The organism is Corallococcus sp. CA049B (assembly GCF_003611685.1).
GTDB classification, from domain to species: Bacteria; Myxococcota; Myxococcia; order Myxococcales; family Myxococcaceae; genus Corallococcus; species Corallococcus coralloides.
Window position 1 is genome coordinate 57,796 of sequence record NZ_RAWC01000016.1, and the last position, 21,417, is coordinate 79,212.

Annotated in this window: 19 protein-coding genes and 1 tRNA gene; 15 read left to right on the forward strand and 5 right to left on the reverse strand. The window is 67.6% G+C overall.

The genetic code is table 11. The annotated features are described in order from the left end of the window. The first annotated feature begins 65 nt into the window (after positions 1-65). From D7W82_RS05965 to D7W82_RS05990, 6 genes are all read left to right on the forward strand, one after another. Positions 66-656 carry a Crp/Fnr family transcriptional regulator gene (locus tag D7W82_RS05965; protein WP_120617408.1) on the forward strand — a complete coding sequence of 197 codons (591 nt, stop codon included), beginning with the start codon at positions 66-68 and terminating at the stop codon, positions 654-656. A 151-nt stretch (positions 657-807) separates the two neighbouring features. Further along, a complete protein-coding gene (locus D7W82_RS05970; RefSeq protein WP_233587327.1) occupies positions 808-1,923 on the forward strand; it encodes a hypothetical protein in 1,116 nt (371 codons plus the stop codon). 50 nt (positions 1,924-1,973) lie between these two features. After that, positions 1,974-2,888 (forward strand): hypothetical protein, encoded by a 915-nt coding sequence (locus D7W82_RS40435; protein WP_158617597.1) that lies wholly within the window; start codon positions 1,974-1,976, stop codon positions 2,886-2,888. Next, complete coding sequence (locus tag D7W82_RS05980) at positions 2,885-4,927, forward strand: putative metal-binding motif-containing protein (RefSeq protein WP_120617411.1); 2,043 nt, start codon at positions 2,885-2,887, stop codon at positions 4,925-4,927. Before D7W82_RS40435 ends, D7W82_RS05980 begins: the two co-directional genes overlap by 4 nt. 162 nt (positions 4,928-5,089) lie before the next feature. Then, a tRNA-Asp gene (locus D7W82_RS05985) sits at positions 5,090-5,166 on the forward strand. Between the two features lie 339 nt (positions 5,167-5,505). Further along, positions 5,506-6,099, forward strand: a complete 594-nt coding sequence (locus D7W82_RS05990) for a hypothetical protein (protein ID WP_120617412.1) — start codon at positions 5,506-5,508, stop codon at positions 6,097-6,099. A 41-nt stretch (positions 6,100-6,140) separates the two neighbouring features. Here the strand turns inward: D7W82_RS05990 and D7W82_RS05995 are convergent, their stop codons facing one another. Both D7W82_RS05995 and D7W82_RS06000 read right to left on the reverse strand, forming a co-directional pair. Next, positions 6,141-6,767 (reverse strand): hypothetical protein, encoded by a 627-nt coding sequence (locus tag D7W82_RS05995; protein WP_147439233.1) that lies wholly within the window; start codon positions 6,765-6,767, stop codon positions 6,141-6,143. A gap of 15 nt (positions 6,768-6,782) precedes the next feature. Continuing rightward, a complete protein-coding gene (locus D7W82_RS06000) occupies positions 6,783-8,438 on the reverse strand; it encodes a hypothetical protein (RefSeq protein WP_147439234.1) in 1,656 nt (551 codons plus the stop codon). 143 nt (positions 8,439-8,581) lie between these two features. Here D7W82_RS06000 and D7W82_RS06005 point away from each other — a divergent pair, with 143 nt between their 5' ends. After that, positions 8,582-10,153 carry a serine hydrolase gene (locus D7W82_RS06005; RefSeq protein WP_120617415.1) on the forward strand — a complete coding sequence of 524 codons (1,572 nt, stop codon included), beginning with the start codon at positions 8,582-8,584 and terminating at the stop codon, positions 10,151-10,153. Positions 10,154-10,344: 191 nt separating this feature from the next. Here the strand turns inward: D7W82_RS06005 and D7W82_RS06015 are convergent, their stop codons facing one another. Next, complete coding sequence (locus D7W82_RS06015) at positions 10,345-11,484, reverse strand: hypothetical protein (RefSeq protein ID WP_233587328.1); 1,140 nt, start codon at positions 11,482-11,484, stop codon at positions 10,345-10,347. Between the two features lie 104 nt (positions 11,485-11,588). Between D7W82_RS06015 and D7W82_RS06020 the strand changes: the two genes are divergently transcribed. Continuing rightward, a complete protein-coding gene (locus D7W82_RS06020; protein WP_120617418.1) occupies positions 11,589-11,798 on the forward strand; it encodes a hypothetical protein in 210 nt (69 codons plus the stop codon). Between the two features lie 74 nt (positions 11,799-11,872). Here the strand turns inward: D7W82_RS06020 and D7W82_RS39970 are convergent, their stop codons facing one another. Then, entirely contained in the window at positions 11,873-13,039 is a 1,167-nt protein-coding gene (locus D7W82_RS39970) for a hypothetical protein (protein ID WP_147439235.1), read from the reverse strand. An 869-nt stretch (positions 13,040-13,908) separates the two neighbouring features. Between D7W82_RS39970 and D7W82_RS06025 the strand changes: the two genes are divergently transcribed. The 3 genes from D7W82_RS06025 to D7W82_RS06035 all read left to right on the forward strand — a co-directional run bounded on the left by D7W82_RS06025 (position 13,909) and on the right by D7W82_RS06035 (position 16,871). After that, positions 13,909-14,745: a hypothetical protein gene (locus D7W82_RS06025; RefSeq protein WP_233587329.1), complete on the forward strand. Its 837-nt coding sequence runs from the start codon at positions 13,909-13,911 to the stop codon at positions 14,743-14,745. Further along, positions 14,742-15,380, forward strand: coding sequence for a M23 family metallopeptidase (locus tag D7W82_RS06030; protein WP_014399663.1), 639 nt, complete (start codon positions 14,742-14,744; stop codon positions 15,378-15,380). The genes D7W82_RS06025 and D7W82_RS06030 overlap by 4 nt, the downstream gene beginning before the upstream one ends. Positions 15,381-15,467: 87 nt before the next feature. Then, positions 15,468-16,871 (forward strand): amidohydrolase family protein, encoded by a 1,404-nt coding sequence (locus D7W82_RS06035; RefSeq protein ID WP_120617420.1) that lies wholly within the window; start codon positions 15,468-15,470, stop codon positions 16,869-16,871. A gap of 12 nt (positions 16,872-16,883) precedes the next feature. Here the strand turns inward: D7W82_RS06035 and D7W82_RS06040 are convergent, their stop codons facing one another. Continuing rightward, the gene (locus D7W82_RS06040; RefSeq protein ID WP_158617598.1) at positions 16,884-17,534 is read right to left on the reverse strand and encodes a TetR/AcrR family transcriptional regulator; all 651 of its coding nucleotides are present in this window, start codon (positions 17,532-17,534) and stop codon (positions 16,884-16,886) included. A gap of 652 nt (positions 17,535-18,186) precedes the next feature. On the opposite strand from D7W82_RS06040, the gene D7W82_RS06050 reads away from it, so the two are divergent. The 4 genes from D7W82_RS06050 to D7W82_RS41365 all read left to right on the forward strand — a co-directional run bounded on the left by D7W82_RS06050 (position 18,187) and on the right by D7W82_RS41365 (position 21,148). Continuing rightward, on the forward strand, positions 18,187-18,756 hold the full coding sequence (locus tag D7W82_RS06050) for a kelch repeat-containing protein (protein ID WP_233587330.1): 570 nt from the start codon (positions 18,187-18,189) through the stop codon (positions 18,754-18,756). Positions 18,757-18,807: 51 nt separating this feature from the next. Next, positions 18,808-19,629: a hypothetical protein gene (locus tag D7W82_RS06055; RefSeq protein ID WP_147439236.1), complete on the forward strand. Its 822-nt coding sequence runs from the start codon at positions 18,808-18,810 to the stop codon at positions 19,627-19,629. Between the two features lie 494 nt (positions 19,630-20,123). After that, a complete protein-coding gene (locus D7W82_RS06060) occupies positions 20,124-20,687 on the forward strand; it encodes a hypothetical protein (RefSeq protein ID WP_120617424.1) in 564 nt (187 codons plus the stop codon). 23 nt (positions 20,688-20,710) lie between these two features. Continuing rightward, positions 20,711-21,148, forward strand: coding sequence for a transposase (locus tag D7W82_RS41365; RefSeq protein WP_233587331.1), 438 nt, complete (start codon positions 20,711-20,713; stop codon positions 21,146-21,148). Positions 21,149-21,417 lie beyond the last annotated feature (269 nt).

The window sequence follows — 21,417 nt, forward strand, 5'->3', positions numbered from 1 at the left end:
CGCCGGTATATGGTTCCCAGAGCGGCCTGCGCCTTAACCCAGGTCAAGCCAGGGTCCCCAGAGACGTGAGATTCCCCAAGCTCTTCGAGCGCCTCGCCACGCTGGCCCCGCTTCCTCCCGAGGAATGGGTGAAGGCCGAGACCCTGGCGAAGGAGCAGTCGCTCGCGAAGCGGGAGCTCTTCATGCGCCCGGGGGATGCGGCGGACCGGTTCGCCGTGGTGCTTCAGGGCGTCTTCCGGGGCGTGCGCGTGTCGCCACGCGGCGGCGAGTCCATCAAGGCCTTCCGCGCCGAGGGTGAGCTGATTGGCGCCTACGCGGAGATGTTGCAGCGGAGGCCTTCGATGACCGCGATCGAGGCGCTGGAGCCGAGCCGCGTGCTGGTGTTCCAGACGCGGGACTTCCAGGCGCTGGAGCAGGGCCACGTGTGCTGGGAGCGGCTGGCGCGCAGGGTGGCGGAACAGCACTTCCTCCTCAAGGAGCGCCGTGAGCAGGAGTTCCTGGAGCTGTCCGCGGAGGAGCGGCTCGTGAACTTCTGGGAGGAGCATCCCCACCTGAAGGGACGGATTCCCCAGCGTGACGTGGCGGCCTACCTCGGCATCACCGAGGTGGGGCTGAGCCGCATCATGTCTCGGCGCCGCAAGCGCGCGGCGGATTGAGCGCCGTGCAGGGGATCCCCTTCCGCCTATGCTCTGGACCGTGAACACCTCAAGACTGAAGCCGTGCGCATTCCTGGCTGTTTTCCTCGGGCTGGCATGTACGGGTCAGCTCGGCCAGGACGTCCCCGCGGAAGGCCCTCCGGATTCGGGCGTGCATCCCCTGGACGACGCCGGGACACAGCTGGACGCCGGGGCTGGTGACGCGGGAGTCCCCGATGCTGGCAGTCCCGACGCGGGTAGCCCGGATGCGGGGACGGCTCCCATCACGAGCGCCCGGGTCTTCTTCTCCGGGCACAGCCTGCTGGACAACCCCATGCCCGACCACTTCGACGACATCGCCACGAGCCGGGGCAAGGACTTCAACTGGAACCAGCAGAACGTGATTGGTTCACCCCTCCGGGTGCGGACCTGGGGCAATAACGGATGGGAGGGCTACCGCTCGGGCAAGAACCGCTCGGGTGACAGCATGAACGTGGTCCAGGAGTTGCTGTCTCCCCGGACGCTGGGCCCGGGAGAGAAATACGACACCCTCCTCATCACCGAGCGGCATGACCTGCTGGGCACCGTCGAGTGGGAAAACACCATCGGCTATCTGCGGCACTTCCATGACCGTTTGATCGCCGGGAACCCACAAGCCTTTACATACTTCTATCACACGTGGCTGGACATCGATAAATCCAACCCAGCTCAGTGGATTGCGTACGAGAAGAACGCACGGGCTGCGTGGGAATGTGTGTCTTCCAAGGTGAACCTCACGTTGCAGGATGATGGACGGCCGGACCGCGTGGTGGCGCTCCCTGGGAGCACGGCGCTGGTCCATCTGGTGGAGCGCGTCATCGCGAACGAGGTGCCTGGCATCAGCGGTTCGACCTCGCAGAAGCTCAACGTACTCTTCAGCGACAACGTCCACCTGACGTCCCTGGGGTCGTATTACATGGCCTCGGTCCACCATGCCGCGGTGTTCCGGGAGTCGCCTGAAGGGGCCCAGGTGCCGTCTGGCGAGAACGCGACGACCGTCCGGGCTCTCCAGCGCATCGCGTGGGAGTTCGTGAGCGCCTATTACGCGCAGCCCGGCGCGGGCGAGCGGACGATGGCGGACTGCCGCACGCGAATTCCCCAGGACGTCTGCCCTGGCTTCTGGGCAATTCTTGGGAGTCCCCAAAACGTCGAGGGCTGTCAGCGCTTCTTCGGCAACGCGGCTCCGGGTCAGGGTGGAAACCCCTTCGTCTGGCCGGATCCGAACTGGCAGCCGCTGCCCGCTCCGTAGGCAACGAAGACGGGATGGGGGGCGAGTGGGCGGCGCTCATTTCCCCTCCCATGCTCCCCATGTTAGGAGCCTCCCAATTCCGGGAGGAATTCATGCGTTCATCTCAGGCATTGGGGCTGCCCCTGTGCTGGGTCTTTCTCGTCATCCTGCCGTCAGCCGGGATGGCGGCTCCAAGCAGCGAGGTGAAGCGCCATCTGGAGGCCATCGCCAGCCTCTACGAGGAGCTCGAGTTTGAAAGCGCCCTCGGCCAGCTCGCCACGGCACGGCGGCAGGCGCGCGGACCGGACGACGAGGTCGCGCTTTCAATCTGGGAAGGCCTGCTCATGGCGGAGCTGAGCCGGACGGAGGAGGCCTCCGCGGCATTCATGGCCGCCCTGTTCGTGCGGCCGGACGCACAGCTCCCCGTGAAGGTGTCGCCCAAGGTGTCGGGCCAGTTCGAGTCGCTGCGGAAGGCCGTGAAAAGCACCCAACAAACGCGCCGTGGCGACCCCAAGCCCTCGCCCGCGCCGCGACAGGCGACGGATGCTCCGCGTGAAGGGACTTCGCCGCCCGCACCGCCGCGAATCACATCCCCGTCCAGTGTCGTGGCGGCACCGGCGCCTATCGCGCCCCCGCTCCAGGTGGCTCAGGAGACGCGGACGAACTCCCTGCGCTCCAAGGCCTATATCCCCGCGATCGCCGGCGGCGCGCTCACTGTCGCGGGTGGGATTACCTGGGCCCTGTCGCGTGGAGAGCTGTCAAAGTTTCGCAACGCGGATCCGTCCCTGTCGAACCTCTCGGACATTGACCGTGCCGCGTCGCGGGGGCGAACACTTCAAACCGCGGGCGTGGGCCTGCTGGGGGCCGGTGTCTTGGGGCTGGGATTGGCGACGGGCATGTATCTGCTCGGGGCTCCGGAGAAGAACCTCGCGATGCAGATGGGGACGGATGGACGGTCGGCGCTTGTGTATGGGAGGTGGCCATGAACTTGTATCCACTGCGGGCAGTGCTGGTCATGTTCGTGCTCGCAAACGGGGCCTGTGCCGACTTCGACCAGGAAAAGGCGAAGCTGTGCAACCAGTTCCCTGAACGGTGTGGCGACGCCGATGGAAGCATGGGCGATTGGACGGGCGGAGCGCTGAACGTCACCCTCGGCTACAGCGGCTTCACGCGCGGATGCGTCACGGTGACGGCCACGGACTCAGACAACGTGAAGAACACGAGCAGCCTCTCCGTGGCGATCCCCGGCAAGACGCCGGGCATCGTGTCGGTGGCGGTGTTCGGGAAGAAGACCTGGGGCCGCGCGCTGAGCGTGACGTCGCAGTTGCGTGAGTTCGACTGTTCAGGCCCCGCGGTGGGCGACCCGCAGGAGATGAAGGCTCAGGTTCCCGAGGAAGGTACGCGGGACGTGGCTTTCACCGTGAGGGCCATCGATGCGGATGAGGACGGCTACTTCAGCAGCGACGACGCGGAAGGTGTCGTCAGCGGCACGGACTGCCGTGACGAAGACCCCGCCGTGAACCCCAAGGCCACGGAGGTGTGCAACGGGAGGGATGACAACTGCACCCTCGGTGAGTCGGACGCGATCGACAAGAAGGTCTGGTTCGTGGATGCGGATGGGGACGGCTACGGAAGCTCCCAGGTGGAGGCCTGCACCCAGCCTGCCGGGGCCGTGGATAGAGGCGGTGACTGCAACGACCGCGATGGGCAAGTCCACCCGGACCGGGCGGAGTTCCGCTGCGATGGCAAGGATGACAACTGCAATGGCATGAACGACGAGGACTTCAACGTCGACGGTGATTGCGAGGATGAGCTCAAGTGCGCGGGCAAGGTCGCGTGTGCCTCCACGCCGAGCCAGACGGCCTGCGCGCGGCTCCCGAGTGAGAATCCGGTGGCCTGGTACGTGGACGGCGACGGCGACGGGTCCAAGGGCCAAAACGTGGGGCTGGGCTGCGAGGCCCCCGTGGTTGGCGCTGTGACCCAATCCGAAGACTGCGATGAGAGCTCCGTCTACGTCCGGCCCGGGCTGCCGGAGGTCTGCGACCGGCTGGACAACAACTGCTCCAATGGCGTGGACGAGGGGTGTGGCGCCCTTGCTTGGACGACGGAAGCGGGCGTTGGAGGAATCGCGGACGTGACAGCCATCGCCCTTTACGACGAGGGGCGGAAGGCGTGGATGGCCAGTCGGGACAAGCTCGTCCATTTCGACAGCACGACCGGCGAGACGACGTCGTATGCCAATGCTTCCTGCCGGGCGGACTGGAAGGCCGTATGGGCGGCCGCGGACGGGCGCGTCTTCGCTGTCGGGGAGGCAGGAAAGATAACGACCCGGCTCCCCAATTCCGATCCGGATTGTTTCACACCCACTGTGCCCGGCGCATCGTTTCCGACGTTGTATGGCATCACGGGTATCGAACAGCCCACCGGCCCTACGGTCTATGCTGTCGCGAACACTGGCAAGATCTTCAAGTGGAAGGCGCCCTACAATCCGGCCACCGTGAACCTCACGGAGTTCGGCAGTGTTCGCGCCAACCTTCGTGCGGTCGCGAGCGCCGGCTCCGAGGACACATTGCTGGCCGTGGGCGGGGATGAAAATAACAAGGCAGCTGCCTACCGCTATGACACGGCAAGCGCCTCGTGGCAGCCGGACCTCCAGGGCGGAGCCTTCGACGGATTTCTCAGGGGCGTCCATGTCACGGATGGCCGCTTCGCCTACGCCGCAGGCGAGAATGGGCTGGTCCTCAAGAAGAGTGGAGGCGTCTGGACCTCCCTGCCTGCCGCCTTCGAATCCAACGGAACAACGAGGGCCGCCATCCGGGACGTCCTTGCCTTCAGCGAGAAGGGCATCTACGTCGCCACCAGCGAAGGGCGCATCCATTTCTACGACGGCTCTGCGTGGACCACCGCGTACTCAGGGACAACCCCGCTGTACTCGCTGGATGGCCCTTCACCCACTCGTATCGTGGCCGCGGGCGAGGGCGGCACCGTGGTGAGATTCACGGCTCCCCCGCCGCCGGTGCCCTGACCGGCTGGAATCGCGCGTCGAATCCATCGACGCGCCTTCCACGTGCCGTCCCGATGAGGGAGTAGAACCTCTTTTCGCTTGTACTTCTCCTTTGATCAGCGGTAGAGCGGCGTCCTCACACGGCCCCAGGTTCAGTACCTGTTCCGCCGATGAGCATTTTGTGGGGAGTTAGTTCAGTTGGTTAGAACGCCGGCCTGTCACGCCGGAGGCCACGGGTTCAAGTCCCGTACTCCTCGCCACTGAGAAGGGCCCGGAATCGAAAGGTTCCGGGCCCTTCGTTTTTCGGGCGCCCCGGCTTCTCCAAGCCGGTCCAGGCGGCCCTCTCGCGCCTGGCGAGCCGAGTGGCGACCTTGCCCTCCACGTTCCCAGGAGAGGTCCTCGACACCGCGCCGGAAGCGCCGCGGGCGGGGCCTGGAGGTGGGTGCGGCTGGCCGCTTCCTCGCCTTGAGGCGTTGCGTCCCCCTCACTCCCACCACCATGGAGTGCGATGGCGACGCCATGCCTGCCTGCTCAGCTTTCCACAGCCGCGACACATCCAAGAGGGAGCCACCGCGGCCAGGATGAGGCTGGGAGTAAACATGGAGAAGCGCATGGCCGCACAGCTCGCCGAGACCCCTAAAGAGGCTTTCGGGAACTACATCCGCGAGTTGGAGGACAGCTATCTGAGGTGGTACGCCAGGGCCAGCTACTGCAACAAGATCCTGTTCGTCGTCCTCCAAGGCACGGCCATCGTCGCGGGGTTGGGAACCGCGGTTATTGCCGGGAAGGCCAGTGATCTCGAAGACTCGCGGTTCGTTCTCGTTCTGCTTCCCTTGCTCGCCGCATTTGCAACCGGATTGCTGGAGCAAACTCGAGTACGGCAAGTCCTGGCGCTCAGGGAGAACGGGCGGGAACAGGTGCAGAGGCTCATATCCGATGCCAAGGCAGCGTATGCCGCCGCCCCGCGTGACGCAGACCAGAACTTCACCCAATTGCACATGAAGCTGGTGGACGAGATCAGCCGTATCGAGCGGCAGCAGGCCTTTAACGTTCTATCGATTGTTTCGGCCCGCCCCCCGGAGCAGCCTGCGTTGAAGACCCGGGAGAAGGAGCATCAGGAGGATGGGCGTCCTGTTGAAGGCGCGCCCAGCCTGCGGAAGCGGTGGAGCTGGTCACGAGGAGCTCCACGATGAGGAGGGCCATGCCACGCGCGGCGTAGCGGTGGGCCCCTCGGCTACCGCGTGACGTCCACGGTGTAGACGCCATCGCCGGACGTGGCGGTGCCCGTCACATGGGTGCTGCCCGGCGTGCGGCGGACCTGGCCGGTGCCGTCGTCCTCGATTTCACCCGTGAGGGCGAGGTCCAGGGTGACGCTGCCCTCCAGGTCCCCGGTCATCTGGAAGGGCCCCTTGAGCGTCCCGGTGAACGTGCCTCCCGGGATGTCGCGCAGCTGGAGGGTGAGCTCCGGCTGCGCCGCCGTGTCCGTGCTCGAAGCATAGGTGATGTTCACCGGGTCCTCGTCCCCGCCCAGGGCGATCTCCCCGTCGGAGTACCCGGTCATGCCAATGCGCAGGCGCATGCCCTTGTTGGCCGAGCTGCCCTGGTCTACCTGCCCGGTGACGAGCAGCGTCCCGGAGACCGCGCCCGTCGTGGACTGGGGCGGTATGTTCGCGCTGGACGCGGCGTTGAAGCCGACGAAGCCCAGTTGCAGGGCCTTGCTCACGGACGGGTCGAGTCCGAGGTACGCGCGGCGGGCCTGCTCGTCGGAGCTGATGTCGTCATCACCACAAGCCGTGAGGCCCAGGGACAGAAAGAGGGAACACGCGACAGCGGTCACGGCACGCGGAAGGGGTCTGAGCATGATGGGTGTCTCCTGTCATCCGATGGGGCTGTTGCACCGGCAAGGCTCCGTGCCAGTGCAGGCTTCCCCGGCGATCGTCTCGCAGTTGAGCTTCACGCAGCACGGGCTGGTGGGCGAGCACGCCTGACCGCCAGCGGAGCACGTCGAACCCGTCTCGCAGGTGCCGACGATGCTCCCACCCGGGATGTTGCAGCCGAGCCCTACGCAGCAGTCCGCGGGCGAGGTGCAGGCCTGCCCCTGGGGCTGACAGGCGCTGGGGGCCGAGCAGGTGCCCTGGGTGCAGATGCCGGAGCAGCAGGCGGCACCCGAGGCACAGGCCTTCCCGTTCGCGGCGCACAGGCCCGCGTCCGTCCCACTTGTGCCACCGTCCGTGCCGCCACCGCCCGGCGTGGCCCCGGCACGGCAGGCGTAGACGATTTCGGAGACGATGGAGCAGGTGGTGCCAGCACAGCACTTGGAGTCCTTCGGGTCACAGAGCGTGCCCACGGGATCGCACGTCACCTTCTGGCAGGTCAGGCCGCCATCCGCGCCGGGCAGGCAGCGCGCGCCGCCGCAGCACTGGTCGGAGAACTGGCACTGCTGGTCCTGCGCGATGCAGCACGGCGCCTCGCCGGTGTAGCCCGTGGGGCAGCCCGCCGGACAGTTGTTGTTGGGGCAGCCGCCGAAGCAGCGCGGCACGCCGACGGAGTCCACCTTGCACACGGCCTTCTGGCCGTCGCAGCAGGCCTCGCGGGCGTTCACGTCGATGATGCCGCCATCCGGCAGCTGGCCGCTGCCGCAGATGTTGCCCACCGGGTTGCAGCCATTCGGCTTGTCACAGCGGCTCTCGCGGCAGTCCACCGCGTTGGACAGCTTCTCACCGCCACAGCACACGCCGTCGTCGGTGCAGTAGTCGCCCGTGGGACGGCAGCCGCCCACCGGCTGGCACACGGTGGTCCCGTAGCCCAGATCCACGCACGTGCGCGAACAGCAGGTGCTGGAGCCCGAGCATGGGTTGCCGTCCTGGAGGCAGCCGCCCGCGCCGCCACCGCTGACCGCCACGCAGCGGCCCGGGGTGCCCGTGTTCTCCTGCGAGCACACACCGCCGCAGCAGTCCGCGCCCTTCATGCACAGATCGTTATTGGCCTGGCACGAGTACGCCGGCTTGCAGAGCCCACCCTGGCAGTTGCTGGAGCAGCAGTCGCCCGCGCCGGTGCAGGCCTGGCCCGGCACCTTGCAGCTGCTGGTGCTGTTGGAAGGCAGCGCCGCGCACTTGCCGTCCGCGCCGCAGAGCTTCGTGCAGCACGCCTCCGCGCTGGCGCACATGCTGCCCACGTCCAGGCACTGCAGCGTGGAGCACTTGCCGTCCAGGCAGCTGTTCGTGCAGCACTCGATGCCGCTGGTGCAGGCCTCGCCCGCGGCGGTGCACTGGGCACTGGGGGCCGGACAGACGCCCGTGTCCGAGCAGAGGCCCGTACAGCACTGGACGCCCGAGTCCCGGCTGCACGCCGTGCCCTCGCCGAGGCACTGGGAGCCAGGCCCCGCGTCGGGCAGGGGCTGCCCCGCGTCCGTTCCAGCATCCACCGTGACCGGCGGGGAGTCCGGCGGCTTGCCAATGTCTCCACTGCTACAAGCCACGACACCGAGGGCCACACCCAGGGCCCCCAGCAACAGCCAGCGGTTTGCCTTCATCCCCAGAAGACCCCGGCCGGTGACGACCGGCCACGTGCCCTGATGCCAGGCGAGCCCCCCTCGGCGGCCCCGAGGTCGGGCCGGCAATCGAATGGATAGGCTGGCGTACACCTCCCGTCCCACCTCCTTCCTCCGGTGAACCCATGCGTCGTTCCCTGTCCCGCCTCGTGCTCGCGGCCATCCTGTTCAGCCCGGGAGGTGCGGCCCTCGCGGCGGAGGGGACGAAGAAGCCCGCCACGCAGTGGTTGGCCAGCCCTGCTCAGGCGGCCCGCGCGGCGCGAGTGGAGGCGGGCCTGGCCCCGGTCGTCATCGAAGGCGAGAAACCCCAGAGCCTGACGCTCCCGCAGTGGATGGCGCTGTACCGGATCCCCGGGCTGAGCATCGCTGTCTTCGACAAGCACGCCATCGTCTGGGCCAGGACCTATGGCGTGAAGGAGGCGGGTGGCTCGGAGCCCGTCACCCTGGAGACGCTGTTCCAGGCGGGCTCCATCAGCAAGCCGGTGACGGCCCTGGCGGCGCTGCACTTCGTCGAGGCCGGCAAATGGTCGCTCGACGAGAACATCAACGACAGGCTGCGCTCGTGGAAGGTCCCCGAGAACGACTTCACGAAGGAGCAGAAGGTCACCCTGCGCCGGCTGCTCAGCCACAGCGCGGGGACGACCGTGCATGGCTTCCCCGGGTACGCCGTTGACGCCCCCATGCCCACGCTGGTGCAGGTGCTGGAGGGCGCGGCGCCCGCGAACACCGCCCCGGTGCGCGTCGACCTCGTCCCCGGTACGAAGACGCGATACAGCGGCGGTGGCACGTCCATCGTGCAGCTGATGATGGTGGATCAACTCCAGAAGCCGTTCCCCCAGGTCATGCGGGAAACGGTGCTGAAGCCGCTCGGCATGAGCCGCAGCTCCTACGAGCAGCCCCTGCCTCCGGCCCTCGCCGCCAGGACCGCGACCGGGACGTACGCCAGCGGGAAGAGCGTCGCGGGCCGCTGGCACGTGTACCCGGAGATGGCCGCGGCCGGACTGTGGACCACGCCGTCCGACCTCGCGCGGGTCGCCCTCGAGGTGTCCAGCGCGAAGGCGGGGAAGTCCAAGCGCGTGCTGTCACAAGCGATGACGCAGCAGATGCTGACGCGGCAGTCGGAGCGGTTCGGGCTGGGCTTCCAGGTGGAGCCCGGCACCGACCGCTTCTGGCACGGAGGCTCGGACGAGGGCTTCCAGGCCGCGTTCATGGCCTTCAGTGACACGGGCAGCGGCGTGGTCGTCATGGCCAACTCAGACAACGGCTTCCTGCTCTTCGACCGCATCATCGCCAGCGTGGCGTCCGAGTATGCCTGGACCGCGTTCAAGCCCGAGCCCGTGTCCCCGTCCGCACAGGTGGATGTGCTCATGCGGCTCAAGGGCGTCGACACCGCGCTCGCCTGGTACACCGCGAAGCATCGCGAGGGCATGAAGGGCCTGGAGTCGGGGCACCTGAACCAGCTCGGCTACCAGTTGCTGGGAGACGGCAAGGGCGCGGAGGCGGTGCGGGTGCTCGAAGCGAACGTGAAGCTCTTCCCGACGGATGCGAATGCCTACGACAGCCTGGGCGAGGCACAACTCCAACTGGGACAGAAGGAAGAGGCCATCGCGAGCTACAGGAAGTCACTCGCGCTGGACGCGGGGAATGCCAATGCGGTGAAGGTGCTCGGGAAGCTTGGCGTGCCCACCGGGAAGTGAGCGGAAGGCAATCACAAGCACCGCGCCTGGAGGCGCTACAGTCCAGCGCCTGCTCACGAGGCTCTCCGCCCTCGAAGCGACCGACGGGTCCCGCCTGCTCCACGCCCATGGTCGCGCCACGGACGCGCCCGGGCACCTGCGCGCGGCGGGCGTGCCCCTCCGGGACAGCGCGAGAGGGAGATGCGGCCGGCCTACAGCCCTACCTGGAACAGGAGGATGAGCCGCGAGAAGGAGTCCGTACCTTCCCACAGCGCCGGATAGTGGTCCCAGCTGAGCACGGCCCCCAGCGGACCGAAGTGCAGGTCCGCGAGGAGCCGCAGGCCCGGCCTGGCTTCGGGGAGCACCTGCACCGGCACCCCCAGGCCGAGCCCGAGGCTCGGGATGATGACGACCTGGGGCGTCGCGTACTGCGTGAGCGGCGTGAGGACGAGCTGCTCTCGAAAGTCCGTCTCCACCGAGAGCGAATGCAGGAAGGACTCGGGCGCCGCGAGCTGGTAGCCGAGCCGTGCCATGAAGCGGGAACCGTCCCCGAGCCGCGCGCCCAGGCCCAGCTGCACACCGCCCGGAATCCACCAGGACTGGGGCTTCGTCAGCGTGACGTTGAGCCACTCGGGCGCGCTCTCCGCCGTGAGGCTCCGCTCCGCCAGCACCTGCTCGCCCTCGTGCCGAAGTCGCCAGCCCGTGGCCACCGGCAGCGTGCGCGCGGATCCGTCCGGGCTGCTGCCCACCTCCCACGCGGAAGGGACACGCACCGTGACGTGGAGCGTGGGGTTGCCCGCCCAGGTCCGGATGGGCCCGAGCAGATAGTCGATGTCCCAGTGCGTGGCCCGCGCCGGTCCGGGGGACAGCAGTGCGTGGCGAGACTGGACCGCGGGCCACACGTACCCCGAGGGAAGGAAGCGCCGCTCGAGCTGCATCACGCCGCGCACCACCAGCTCCCCTCCCCGCCCGGGAGGAAGCGTGAGGGTGAAGCCGAAGCGCTCCACCGGCGAGGCGCCCATCGCGTCCGCCTGCCCCTCTGTCACCGGGAGAGGCGCCTCGTCGAAGCGCACGCGGACCTCGTGCGTACGGCGCCCCAGGAAGGCGGCATCGATGACCTCCGCCTCGGCGGTCCCGTTGCGCAGCCGGTAGCGCGCCTCGAAGCGGCAGACCGCCTCTTGCTCCGCCTCCGAGCAATCGAAGTCCAGCTTCTCGCTCAGCACCTCCGAGCGCGTGCGCGCGGTCCCTGATGACAGGGTGAAGGTCGCCGGCGTCCGCGTGGAGGCGGCCACGTTGGCGCCAGCGGGCATGACGGCGAGGAGACACACGATGAACGCAAGGCGGACCGCCATGTCCTCCATTGTCGCTCAAATCGAAGGTCCGGCAGCAGTGCCACTCAAGCGGTCCGCCGCCGCGATCGCAGGTGGAGGCGGTGGTGTGCGTGAAGAGGAAGGGGATGAAAGAGGCCTGGTGCCTGGCCACCAGTTTCAACGAGGCGCCTGCACAGGAGGTGTTGGACGCCTATGGCCGCCGCGTCACCATCGAGGAAACGTTCCGGGACGTGAAGGACCTCAAGTTGGGTATGGGCCCGAAGCAGGTGCGGGTGGAGACACCGACCGCAAAGACCGGCTGCTGCTCATCTCCGCCCTGGCGCAGGTGCTGCTGACGGTCATCCGCCGCGCTCGCTGATCACGGCCGACGTCCATCCTCAAGCGAACCGTCACGTCATTAGACGGACGGTTACGGGCAACTCAGCGTCACCATGGTAACGACTGGGCCTGCCGTGAGATCGGGTATGCCTGCATTCGCCGACGCGGTGGGATTTTGAGGCCAGCCCATGTTTGGCAACGAGATGCCAGGTGGCAGACCAGGAATTCCTCTGCTACTGCCACCCACGATAACCAAGGCCTGAAACGGAAATGGGCGCTGAAGCCGGATCGGTTGCACCCATTGGTTGGCGAAAATCGGAATTAGCGGCTGATTGACAACCCCCTTCACTCTTGTGCAGGAGTAGGGCGCCGTTTGCGGACCTCCGGGCTTATAGAACATTGTGAAGTTTTGCATATCCCCAGTGCGGACGGAAAATGCCAGCGCCTGATTGAGCGGCCGGGCAGAGCAATCCCCGTGGCGGAAGCTGGTGAAATGGGTTTGACCCTTGCCAACAAACTCCACCACACCATCGCCAGACGCGCCCTGCGGCTGTAAGTCGATGCGGAAATTCGAGTCGACGTGCGAAATCGGGGACGAGGCCGAATGATCAATCGTGGCCTGAACTGTCAACCGAGACTCCTCCAAGACCCGTTCTATTTCCGCACGGAGAATGACGTTGCCCGCGTCATAGGCAGTGGCTTCTTCATTCGCATGATAGCTTCCGGGATAATCAAACGCTGACTTCCCCAGCCCGATTCGAGCTTTGCAATAATCGCGATGCACGCGTTCGTGCGCCCACATCGCTCGGATGAAGCCGTCGCAAGCGCGGGTAAGACTGGTCTGGGGTATAACCGATTTACACGTGATTCCATCGGTCGTCGCAGCCTCCGGTGTGGCTGCGCTGCGTCCCCCACCTGCGCCTTTGTCGCGAGGGGGTGCCTTGAAGGCCGCGTCGGCTGCGATCCATTCGTTCTGAGACTCGGTGCGCGAAAGCCCCTGGTTTTCTCGATCGTTCAACTGTCTCTGGAGGTCGCGTTGATGCGTGGCAAAGGCTGTGCCGCCGTACAAGTTATCTACGAGAGCTTCAATATCTCTGCACGTGCATCGCCGTGCTGGTAGAGGCGCCACATCGAAGGGCACCGTTTTTGCGATTCCGGCGGCGGGCTGCGCGATTGCACCTGGGGCGAACAGAAGGCCAAGTCCGAAGCAGGCTGCGGGAATGAGCCGGAGTACGGCGAAAGCGATTTCTTGGCGCAACGGCGTTGACGGCATAGTACCTCTTCGGGGGAAGGACCGGGGCCCGGCAGCGTCCAGTTGCATGTGTCAAAGCCCAGCACTTGAACTGATTGCCGGACCCCACCTGGGGCGTAGTGGAGAAGTTGGCCGCCACCGCGTCCTGCTGAACCATCTGCTTCAGTGCGTCAATGACAGAGGCACGGAGGGCTTGATTGACCAAGCTCGACAGACTTGACGGTGGTGGCGCGCCCCACAAGGGCCGGAATTGCAAACAGCGTTGAAGCGAGAGCGACGGCCCTATGGGTTGTCATGGCATAGGGATGCCGGAACTCGGTTGCCGGACATGACGGGAGCCAAGGTCATTCAGAGTCGACCCAGAGGCCATAGCCCACCAGTGGGATACTGATGCCCTACACTGGGTGAAGAGCCTCCCCTTGGCGGAGACGGAACCGCAGAAGGAGCGCGGCCCGCGAAGCTGGCCCCAGCGCAGGGGCCACCCAGCTGGCGTGGTGTTGAGCCACAAGCCGTCGCGCTGCCCCAGAAGCCCATGCCCCTGCGGCCCTTGCCGAGTGGGCAGCCTGGCCGGCGTGTGCCCAGAGGGGACTGCACGGCCTCCTCACCGCCCTGGCACACAGCCTGGGAGCCCCGCCAGCCGCCTTCTTCGGCACCTCACCCCAGCCCTCCCTGTCAACCGGGCTCCCATCCCTCCTACACGCCCCGCCCGCGCGGGCGAGCAGATGACAATCATGTAATTTTCGAGAATTACACGAATAACCACTTTCAAAGCAACTCATTCACGGGACGCGAGAAAACCCTGTCGACACATCCTCCCCCGCTGTTTCCCTCTCCCCTGGAGCGAGATGCGAAAACAATTCCTGACACTCACAGTGATGACGCTTGCGGCCACCAGTGCCCTGGCGGCGGACCGCCTGAATCCGGCGGATCTGCGCCGTGTCACCAAGGCGCGTGAGTCCCTGGTCCCCGCCGTTGCGAAGGAGTTCGGCCCCAAGGCCCGGTTCATCCATCTTTTCGGCCAGGGCCAGGGAATGCTGGCGGGCGTCGTCGCGGAGATTCCCGCGGAGCCGCTGGGCACGGACGAGCTGCCCCTGCTGGCCATCGTCCGGTACGACGAATCCACCGGCGCGGTGCGCGTGGTGGCTCGCGACTTCAAGTACCGCGAAGCCCGCTCGGTCGGGACGGACGTGGCGCTGCTGGAGGGCGACGGCACCCTGCGCATGCGCGACGCCCATGGCCAGGACCGGCTGCTCGCGCGGGGCGTGGGCGGGGACCTGTTCCCCACGGCGAAGGGAGACGCGCTGGTGGCCACGCTGCTGATGAACAGCGAGGGGCCGCATGAAACCGCCGTGGGCCTCATCGACCTCCAGGGCCGCGTGAAGGTCCTGGCGGATGGCCCCGGCGTGGACGCGACCCCCAGCATCTCCCCTGATGGCAGGACCGTGGTGTTCGTGTCCGGTCGGACCAGCGTGGCGTCGTTCTACGTGACGAACGTGGAGGGCGCGCCGGCCCGGCAGCTCACCAACGTCGGCCTGGAGAACTGGATGCTGTTCGGAGGCCCACCCAAGGAGTTCGTGCCCCCGCCCGTCTCCACCCACCACATGGAGTGGCTGAACGAGGACGTGCTTCGCTACAACGCCGGCGGCGGAGCGTTCTGGAAGCTCAATGTGCGCACCGGCCACGCGGCTCCGGATGTGGGAGGTGAGCCGTGAAGTCCCTGACCCTCGCGCTGGCCTTCGCGCTGCTGGCCTTCCCGGCGGTGTCCTCCGCCCAGACGATGTTCCGCTTCCCCGCCTCGCAGCTCGCGGACCAGTGCGGCAACGGCGGCTGCGTGGTGAGCGCGTACAAGGACTACGGCGGCCGGGACTACGCCTGCGGCGGCGTGCGCTACAGCGGCCACACGGGCATCGACTACGCGCTGGTCGGCGGGTTCAGCAAGATGGACTACGGCGTCTGGGCCATGAACGCCGCCCGGGGCTACGTCGAGGCGTCCGTGGATGGCTATTTCGACCGGTGCAACTACTGGGACCAGGCCAACCCCTACGCCGCCTGCGGCCTCTACACGGCCAACTACATCATCATGCGACACCCGGACAACACGCAGACCAAATACTGGCACCTGAAGGCATACACCCAGCAGTTCGCGCGGGGCACGACGCTCGCATGCGGAAACTGGATCGCCCGGGTGGGCTCGTCCGGCGCCTCCACCGGCCCGCACCTGCACTTCGAATACTGGGTCCCCGGCTACGGCACGGATGACCCCTACGCGGGCTCCTGCGGAACGCCCTACACGCGGTGGACCGCGCAGGGCGCCTACCGCGGCCTCCCCGGCATCACCTGCCAGTAACCCGCCACCGCCATCCCTTGGGGAAGCCTTCCCGGGCCCAGCGGGTATACAGTGTATACCCGCTGGGCCTGACTGGAGGAGCACCGCATGGGCGACCGATGGCTGCTGCGTGGAGCGGAGGTCATCACCTGCGACCCCGAACAGGCGGACCTGTCGCGAGGTGACGTCCTGGTGGAGGATGGACGCATCGTCGCGATGGGTCCCCGGTTGCATGCCGGGGACGGTCGCGTCGTCGACCTGCGCGGGAAGCTGCTCCTGCCCGGCCTCATCGATGCGCACCGGCACACGTGGCAGACGCCGCTGCGCGCCCTGGGGGCGGACTGGACGGTGATGGACTACCTGGCGGCGGTGCGCGTGAAGCTGTCGCCCGCGTTCCAGCCGGAGGACGTGCATGCCGCCAACCTGGCCGGGGCGCTGGAGGCCCTGGACGCGGGCATCACCACGCTCGTGGACTATTCGCACTGCGTGGAGTCACCCGCGCACGCGGACGCCGCGCTCACGGCGCTGGAGGACTCCGGCATCCGGGCCCTCTTCGCCTACGGCTACGCGGCGGGTCCCCAGGAGAGCACCGCGCTGCCGACCCCCGCGAGCCGGAGGCAGGACGCCCGGCGCCTGCGCTCCACCCGGCTGGCCTCCGACAACGGGCTTGTCCGCATGGGCGTCGCGCTGACGGAGATGCAGGTTCCCTGGGAGCAGAGCCGGGCGGAAATCCTCTCCGCGCGCGAGCTGGGCGTCCCCATCACCGCCCACTGCTCCGCGTGGCCCGTGTCAGGCCCGAGCGAAGTGCGCCGGATGGCGGATGAAGGCCTGCTCGGTCCGGACGTGCTCTTCGTCCACTGCACGTGGAGCTCCGACGAGGACCTGCGGCGCATCGCCGACAGCGGCGGTGCCGTCGCGGTGACGCCGGAGACGGAGCTTCAGATGGGAATGGGCTTCCCCGTCACCGGACGCGCGCTGCGCTCGGGGGTCCGGACGACGCTCGGCTGCGACGTCGTCTCCAGCAACGACGGGGACCTGTTCACCGCGATGCGGCTGGCCCTCCAGGTGGAGCGGGCCCGGGCCCATGAGAAGGACGGGCTGTCCAAGGTCCTCGCGCTCAAGGCCGCTCGCATGCTGCCGATGGTGACGCTCGACGCCGCGGAGGCCCTGGGGCTGGGACGCGTAACGGGCTCGCTGCGGCCGGGCAAGGACGCGGACCTCATCGTCCTCGCCGCCGATGCGCTGAACCTGACGCCGCTCAACCGTCCCCGCGACGCGGTGGTGCTCCAGGCGCATGCGGGCAACGTCGAATCGGTGATGGTGCGCGGACGGTGGGCGAAGTTCCAGGGCGCCCTGGTGGACGTGGACCTGGCCACGGTCAGGCGCCGGGTCATCGAGGCCCGCGACGCGGTGCTCGCCCGGGTGGGAGGACCGGACGCACTCCTGGGCGAACGGGCGGACCTCTCCGCGCACTGGGACATGGGAGGCGCTGGCGGCACGAAGGACGCGTGACGCGACGCCCACTCAGCGCTGGCGACGGCGGGGGCGCTTTCGCGCGGGGGCCTGCCGTGCGTCGATGCGCCGCTGGATGCCCTCCAGCATGAAGCCGAGGCTCTGCTCGAACTCCCGCTCCACGTCGGTGGCCCGCATGTGCGGCACGCTGTGGGCAAGCCCCGGGTAGTCCCTGGCGGGAAGCGCCTGGGCCGCCGCGAAGAACCGCTCGAACGGCGGCGGCGTCCCCGGTGGGCCCACGTCCCACGGCTCCTGCCGGCGGATGGCTCCGGCCAGCCAGGAGAAGAACGTGTTGTGCAGCGCCCCCGCCTCCTTCCACGGGATGCCAGCGGCGTGAAGTCCGCTCACGGTCCGGTCGAGGATGACGAGCGCCGTGTGGACGACAGGGCCCTGCTCCAGCAGGAACTCCATCAGCCCCGGGTGCGCCAGCCCCACGGCGCGCAGACGGCCCGCGAGCAGCCGGAGCCACGCCACCGGGTCCTGTGGCTCCGCGGGTAACACCAGGGTCTGGAGGATGGCCTCGGCGCACAGGAGCACGAGCGCATCCCGGCTCGCGACGTGCTTGTAGAGCGCCATGGGCGTGACCCGGAGCCGTTCGGCCAGCGTCCGCATGGAGAGCTGTCGCAACCCCTGTTCCCGGACGAGCACGACGGCGGTCTGCACCACGGTGTCTCGCGACAGCGGTGGCCGACGCCTACGTACTCCTCGAGGACTGCGCGCACCGGAGGTCATGCGGCGGAGCATATAAGGGTACGGCTTCGCGAACCTGGAGCACCAGGAGTGGACCAGCGCGCCATCCTGGGCCGGGGGAGCTGGCAGAAGTTCCTGACGCCCGTGAAGCTCAACAGCGGGGCCTCCTATCCGTATGGCTTTGGCTGGGCGCTCAAGGAGCGCGCGGGCAAGCCTCTGCATCAGCACACCGGTAGCTGGCAGGGCTTCGTGGTTCTTCCCGGAAGACGTGCCGTACTACCAGGACCTGTTGCAGGACCTGGGGCCCGCGGGGCCGCTCGTCCTGGCGCTACAAGGTGGGCGTCATCCCGGATGGCCGCGTGACCGGCCTTGGCCTGGAGAAGAACTGACAGCGTAGCGCAGTCTCGCTTGCAAGGGGCGGCTTCGCCCTTCAACCGCTCTCCACAAGGTGCGCGCCCATGCGTGGGCATGTGCTTGAAGTTTCCCATTGTCAGTGACAAGGATGCGCGCCGCCGGCCGCGAGAGGTGGAAAGGCTTCCTCCTTCGCATGAGCTGGCATTCACGCCCTGCCATGACAAGGACCTTCCTGCCCCATGGCAGGGCTTCGCTTCAAACGGGGCAATCCATGATGCGTTCCTTCGCATCCACCTTCTCATCCATCGTGTTCCTGCTCACCAGCGCGGCCTGCGGTCCCGCCCCGTCCGACGACACGGCGCCGACGGGGCCCTCCTCCGCCATCGAGGTGGGCACCGAGCGCCAGGCACTCGCCAGCTGGAGCTCCGCCGCTCCGATGTCCACGGCCCGCTTCGACCACAGCGCCACCGTCCTGCCGTCGGGCAAGGTGCTGGTGGCCGGCGGCGACCCGGGCACGACCACCTACCTTTCCAGCGCGGCGCTCTACAACCCGGCCACCAACACCTGGGCTGCCACGGGGAGCATGACGCAGGCCCGTTCGGCTCACGTCGCCGTCCTGCTGTCGTCGGGCAAGGTGCTCGTCATCGGCGGCACCTTCGGCAGCACCACCACCGCGGAGCTGTACGACCCGGCCACCGGCACCTGGAGCGCCACGGCCAGCATGCTGGCCGTGCGCAACCACTTCACGCTCAGCCCCCTGTCGTCGGGCAAGGTGCTGGCGGTGGGCGGCACCAACAGCTCGGGCCTGGGGCTCGCCTCCACGGAGCTCTACACCCCGTGACCTGAAGCGAGACGGGCTGGAGACCGTGAAGGCCTCCAGCCCGTTGCTGTGTTGGACGTCCGTCGCGATGAGGACGTCGAGCGGCAGGAGCCCCAGCGAGGGGACTTCACGAACCTGCTGGAGTACGGCGCCGCGCACACTGCGTGGGAGCGCAAGCTGCTGATGCTCGTGGAGGCGGCGGGTGAAGACTACCTCGCCGACATCAAGAAGCAGGCGCAGGAAACCCCGACCGGCAATGCCATCGTCGACGCCGCGCGCGAGGCCGGCGTGGAGGTCGTGGTCCTCCCGGATGATGAGTACGCCCGCCGCTACCCGAACTCCGACGGAGTCACCGACGGCGGCGTCGTCTATGTCCCGACCCGGTCGATTGACAACGCGTCGGACCCGGAGAACGTGGACGTGGTCGTCCATGAGTACGTGCACGCGCTCCTTGGGGGGAAGCTGGACCCGAACCAACCCCCATTGCTGCGGCCGTTGCTGGTGGCGCAAGCCTTCGAGGAGCTGGGGCTTCCTCCCGAGGCGGGCCTGGAGATCGCCCGACAGACGAGCGGCTGGGAGGACAACGTCGCGGTCGAGCACGTGGTGACCGCCTACGTCACTCGCAGGATGGAGCGCGAGCGGGAGGGATGCCCGCCAGAGTCGCCCGCGGAGGAGGCCGCCGCCATCCAGCGCATCTCCGACCGTGAGCTGGCGCTACACCTCCAGCGTGCCAGTGGCGGGGCTTCACCGCCGTCCGAAGCGGAGATCGTCGAGCAGTGGGAGAACTCGCCCACCGGTCAGCGGCACCCGCCCGAGGGCGACACCCTCGAGGAGAAGGCCGCGTGGATTGAAGCGCAGCTGCCAAGGTTCGCGGACGAGGCGTACGTGGATTGAGCAAGCAGGGTCCGCGGAAACGGATGCGTGCGCGAAGCACCCGCTGGATTTACGCTTCCTCATCGGGAGACTCCGTCAGCCCAGCCCTCCAGGCGTTATTGGCAGCCATCGCCGCCTGGATTTGTCTGGCTTTCAGACGTGAGCGGATTTCCTCCGTCATCGTGACAGCAGCCAGTTGGAAGAGGGATGCTCCATGGTGGTCGGGGAGCATTTGGCTTGGAGGCGAGTATTCCGGGGACGGCCGCCATCATCCTGGCTCTGGCCGCGGCGCGGATGTGGCACAGATGTGCGGCCCCATCAGACGCTGACATGATGTTCCCTGGAGGTCACACGTGAGGCACAGGTGGCGACAAAGGGCGTTCGCGCAGGTGGTGATGGCGGTGCTGGCGGCAGGTTGCGGCGCATCGAATGGTTCAAAGCCCCCGGATGGGCCTCCCCGCGACTGCGTTCCCTCCGGCGGAGCCACAGGCGCCCCCGGAACCATCGAGGAGGCGGTGGCGCTCATCAACTCCCTGCCCCGCCCCACTTCCGTGGCCTGCCTCGTGGAGAGTCTGGACCGGCCCCTGCGGCTGAGTGCCACGGAGAGCGAATTCAGCGCGCAACCCGCGCATGGTCGGCGCAGCCCTCGCATCTTCCTGTTCTCGGGCCCCCTCATCCTCTCGGTCGTTCCTGACGGCCCAGGAGCGGAGGTCGTCGAGTTCAGCCAGCTCGACGCCTCCGGCCGCTCCATCAAGGGAGAACTGGCCTTCCCCATCGAAGCCGAGGTGCCCCCCGAGGCTCCCTACACGAAGGTCATGTTCCAGTCCGACCTCACCGTCTGCGCGTTCTGTCACGCGGACGAGAAGCCCGCATATCGCGTGGGTAACGCGTGGGCCTACTCCTCCCAGGCGCTTCGCCCGGTGAGTTCCTCGCTCGTCCCGCTCGAAGAGCTCCGGCGGGAAGCCTCCACCTGCGACACCTCCGTCGAGCCCGAGCGCTGCCGACTCCTTCAAGAGCTCTTCGAGCACGGCTTGCCACGCGCTCACGCCTTTCCCTCGTCACTCCCGACCTTCCCCTGATTCATGCCCCAAAAGCAGCCCCGGTGCGCCTTATTGGAAGGCTTTCCCTGCATTCCAATACGCACCCCCATGCCAACAACAGGCAGGGGCTGGAGCGGCGATGCCGCCATGGGGCGCATGACGCGCTGGCGCTGGAGCGACTGTCGCGGATGGAGGATGACCGCCTCGCGTGCCGGATGAAGCACCGGCTGCCCGACGGCACCACGCGCCTCTTCTTCACCGGGCTGGAGCGCCTCCGGCGTCTGGCGTCGCCGCAGCCTCCGCCTCGGACAAACCTCACAAGGTTCCACGGCACTTTCGCGCCAAGCGCGAAAGTGCGACCATTTCCCCTCCCTCAAGCGGAGGGAGGCCGAGCGGGAGCTCGGGCTGCCGAAGCGCGCCTGATAGCCGCCCGCGATGTGCTCCTCCACGGCGAAAACCGCAGGGCAGACCACTTGCTTGTAGAGCGCGTTGGGCTGTGACTCCTCAATGCCGGCGGGGAAGCCCCCGACGCAGCTCTGCAGGTCCTCCCACATGGCCGACCCTGTATTCACATCCCGGCCCAGTGCGCGCGCGGTCCAGGTCGGCCTGGAGGACACGAAGAATGTGTCACCGGATTGGGCCCTGAAGCATCCCCTCATCTAAATCAGATAAGTCCGAAGGTTTCTCGGAAGACGGCGTGCTCGCGAACGAGTTGCGCGAATCGCTCCACCAACGGGCGGAGTCGTTCATCGCTCATGCGCGGCATGGC

Excerpts from the sequence above, each read along its gene's own strand:
- D7W82_RS06050 (WP_233587330.1), top strand. The coding sequence starts at position 18,187 with ATGATGCGTTCCTTCGCATCCACCTTCTCATCCATCGTGTTCCTGCTC.
- D7W82_RS06000 (WP_147439234.1), bottom strand. The coding sequence starts at position 8,438 with ATGAAGGCAAACCGCTGGCTGTTGCTGGGGGCCCTGGGTGTGGCCCTC.
- D7W82_RS06015 (WP_233587328.1), bottom strand. The coding sequence starts at position 11,484 with ATGGCGGTCCGCCTTGCGTTCATCGTGTGTCTCCTCGCCGTCATGCCC.
- D7W82_RS06035 (WP_120617420.1), top strand. The coding sequence starts at position 15,468 with ATGGGCGACCGATGGCTGCTGCGTGGAGCGGAGGTCATCACCTGCGAC.
- D7W82_RS06005 (WP_120617415.1), top strand. The coding sequence starts at position 8,582 with ATGCGTCGTTCCCTGTCCCGCCTCGTGCTCGCGGCCATCCTGTTCAGC.
- D7W82_RS05995 (WP_147439233.1), bottom strand. The coding sequence starts at position 6,767 with ATGCTCAGACCCCTTCCGCGTGCCGTGACCGCTGTCGCGTGTTCCCTC.
- D7W82_RS06025 (WP_233587329.1), top strand. The coding sequence starts at position 13,909 with ATGACGCTTGCGGCCACCAGTGCCCTGGCGGCGGACCGCCTGAATCCG.
- D7W82_RS05980 (WP_120617411.1), top strand. The coding sequence starts at position 2,885 with ATGAACTTGTATCCACTGCGGGCAGTGCTGGTCATGTTCGTGCTCGCA.
- D7W82_RS05990 (WP_120617412.1), top strand. The coding sequence starts at position 5,506 with ATGGAGAAGCGCATGGCCGCACAGCTCGCCGAGACCCCTAAAGAGGCT.
- D7W82_RS06020 (WP_120617418.1), top strand. The coding sequence starts at position 11,589 with ATGAAAGAGGCCTGGTGCCTGGCCACCAGTTTCAACGAGGCGCCTGCA.
- D7W82_RS40435 (WP_158617597.1), top strand. The coding sequence starts at position 1,974 with ATGCTCCCCATGTTAGGAGCCTCCCAATTCCGGGAGGAATTCATGCGT.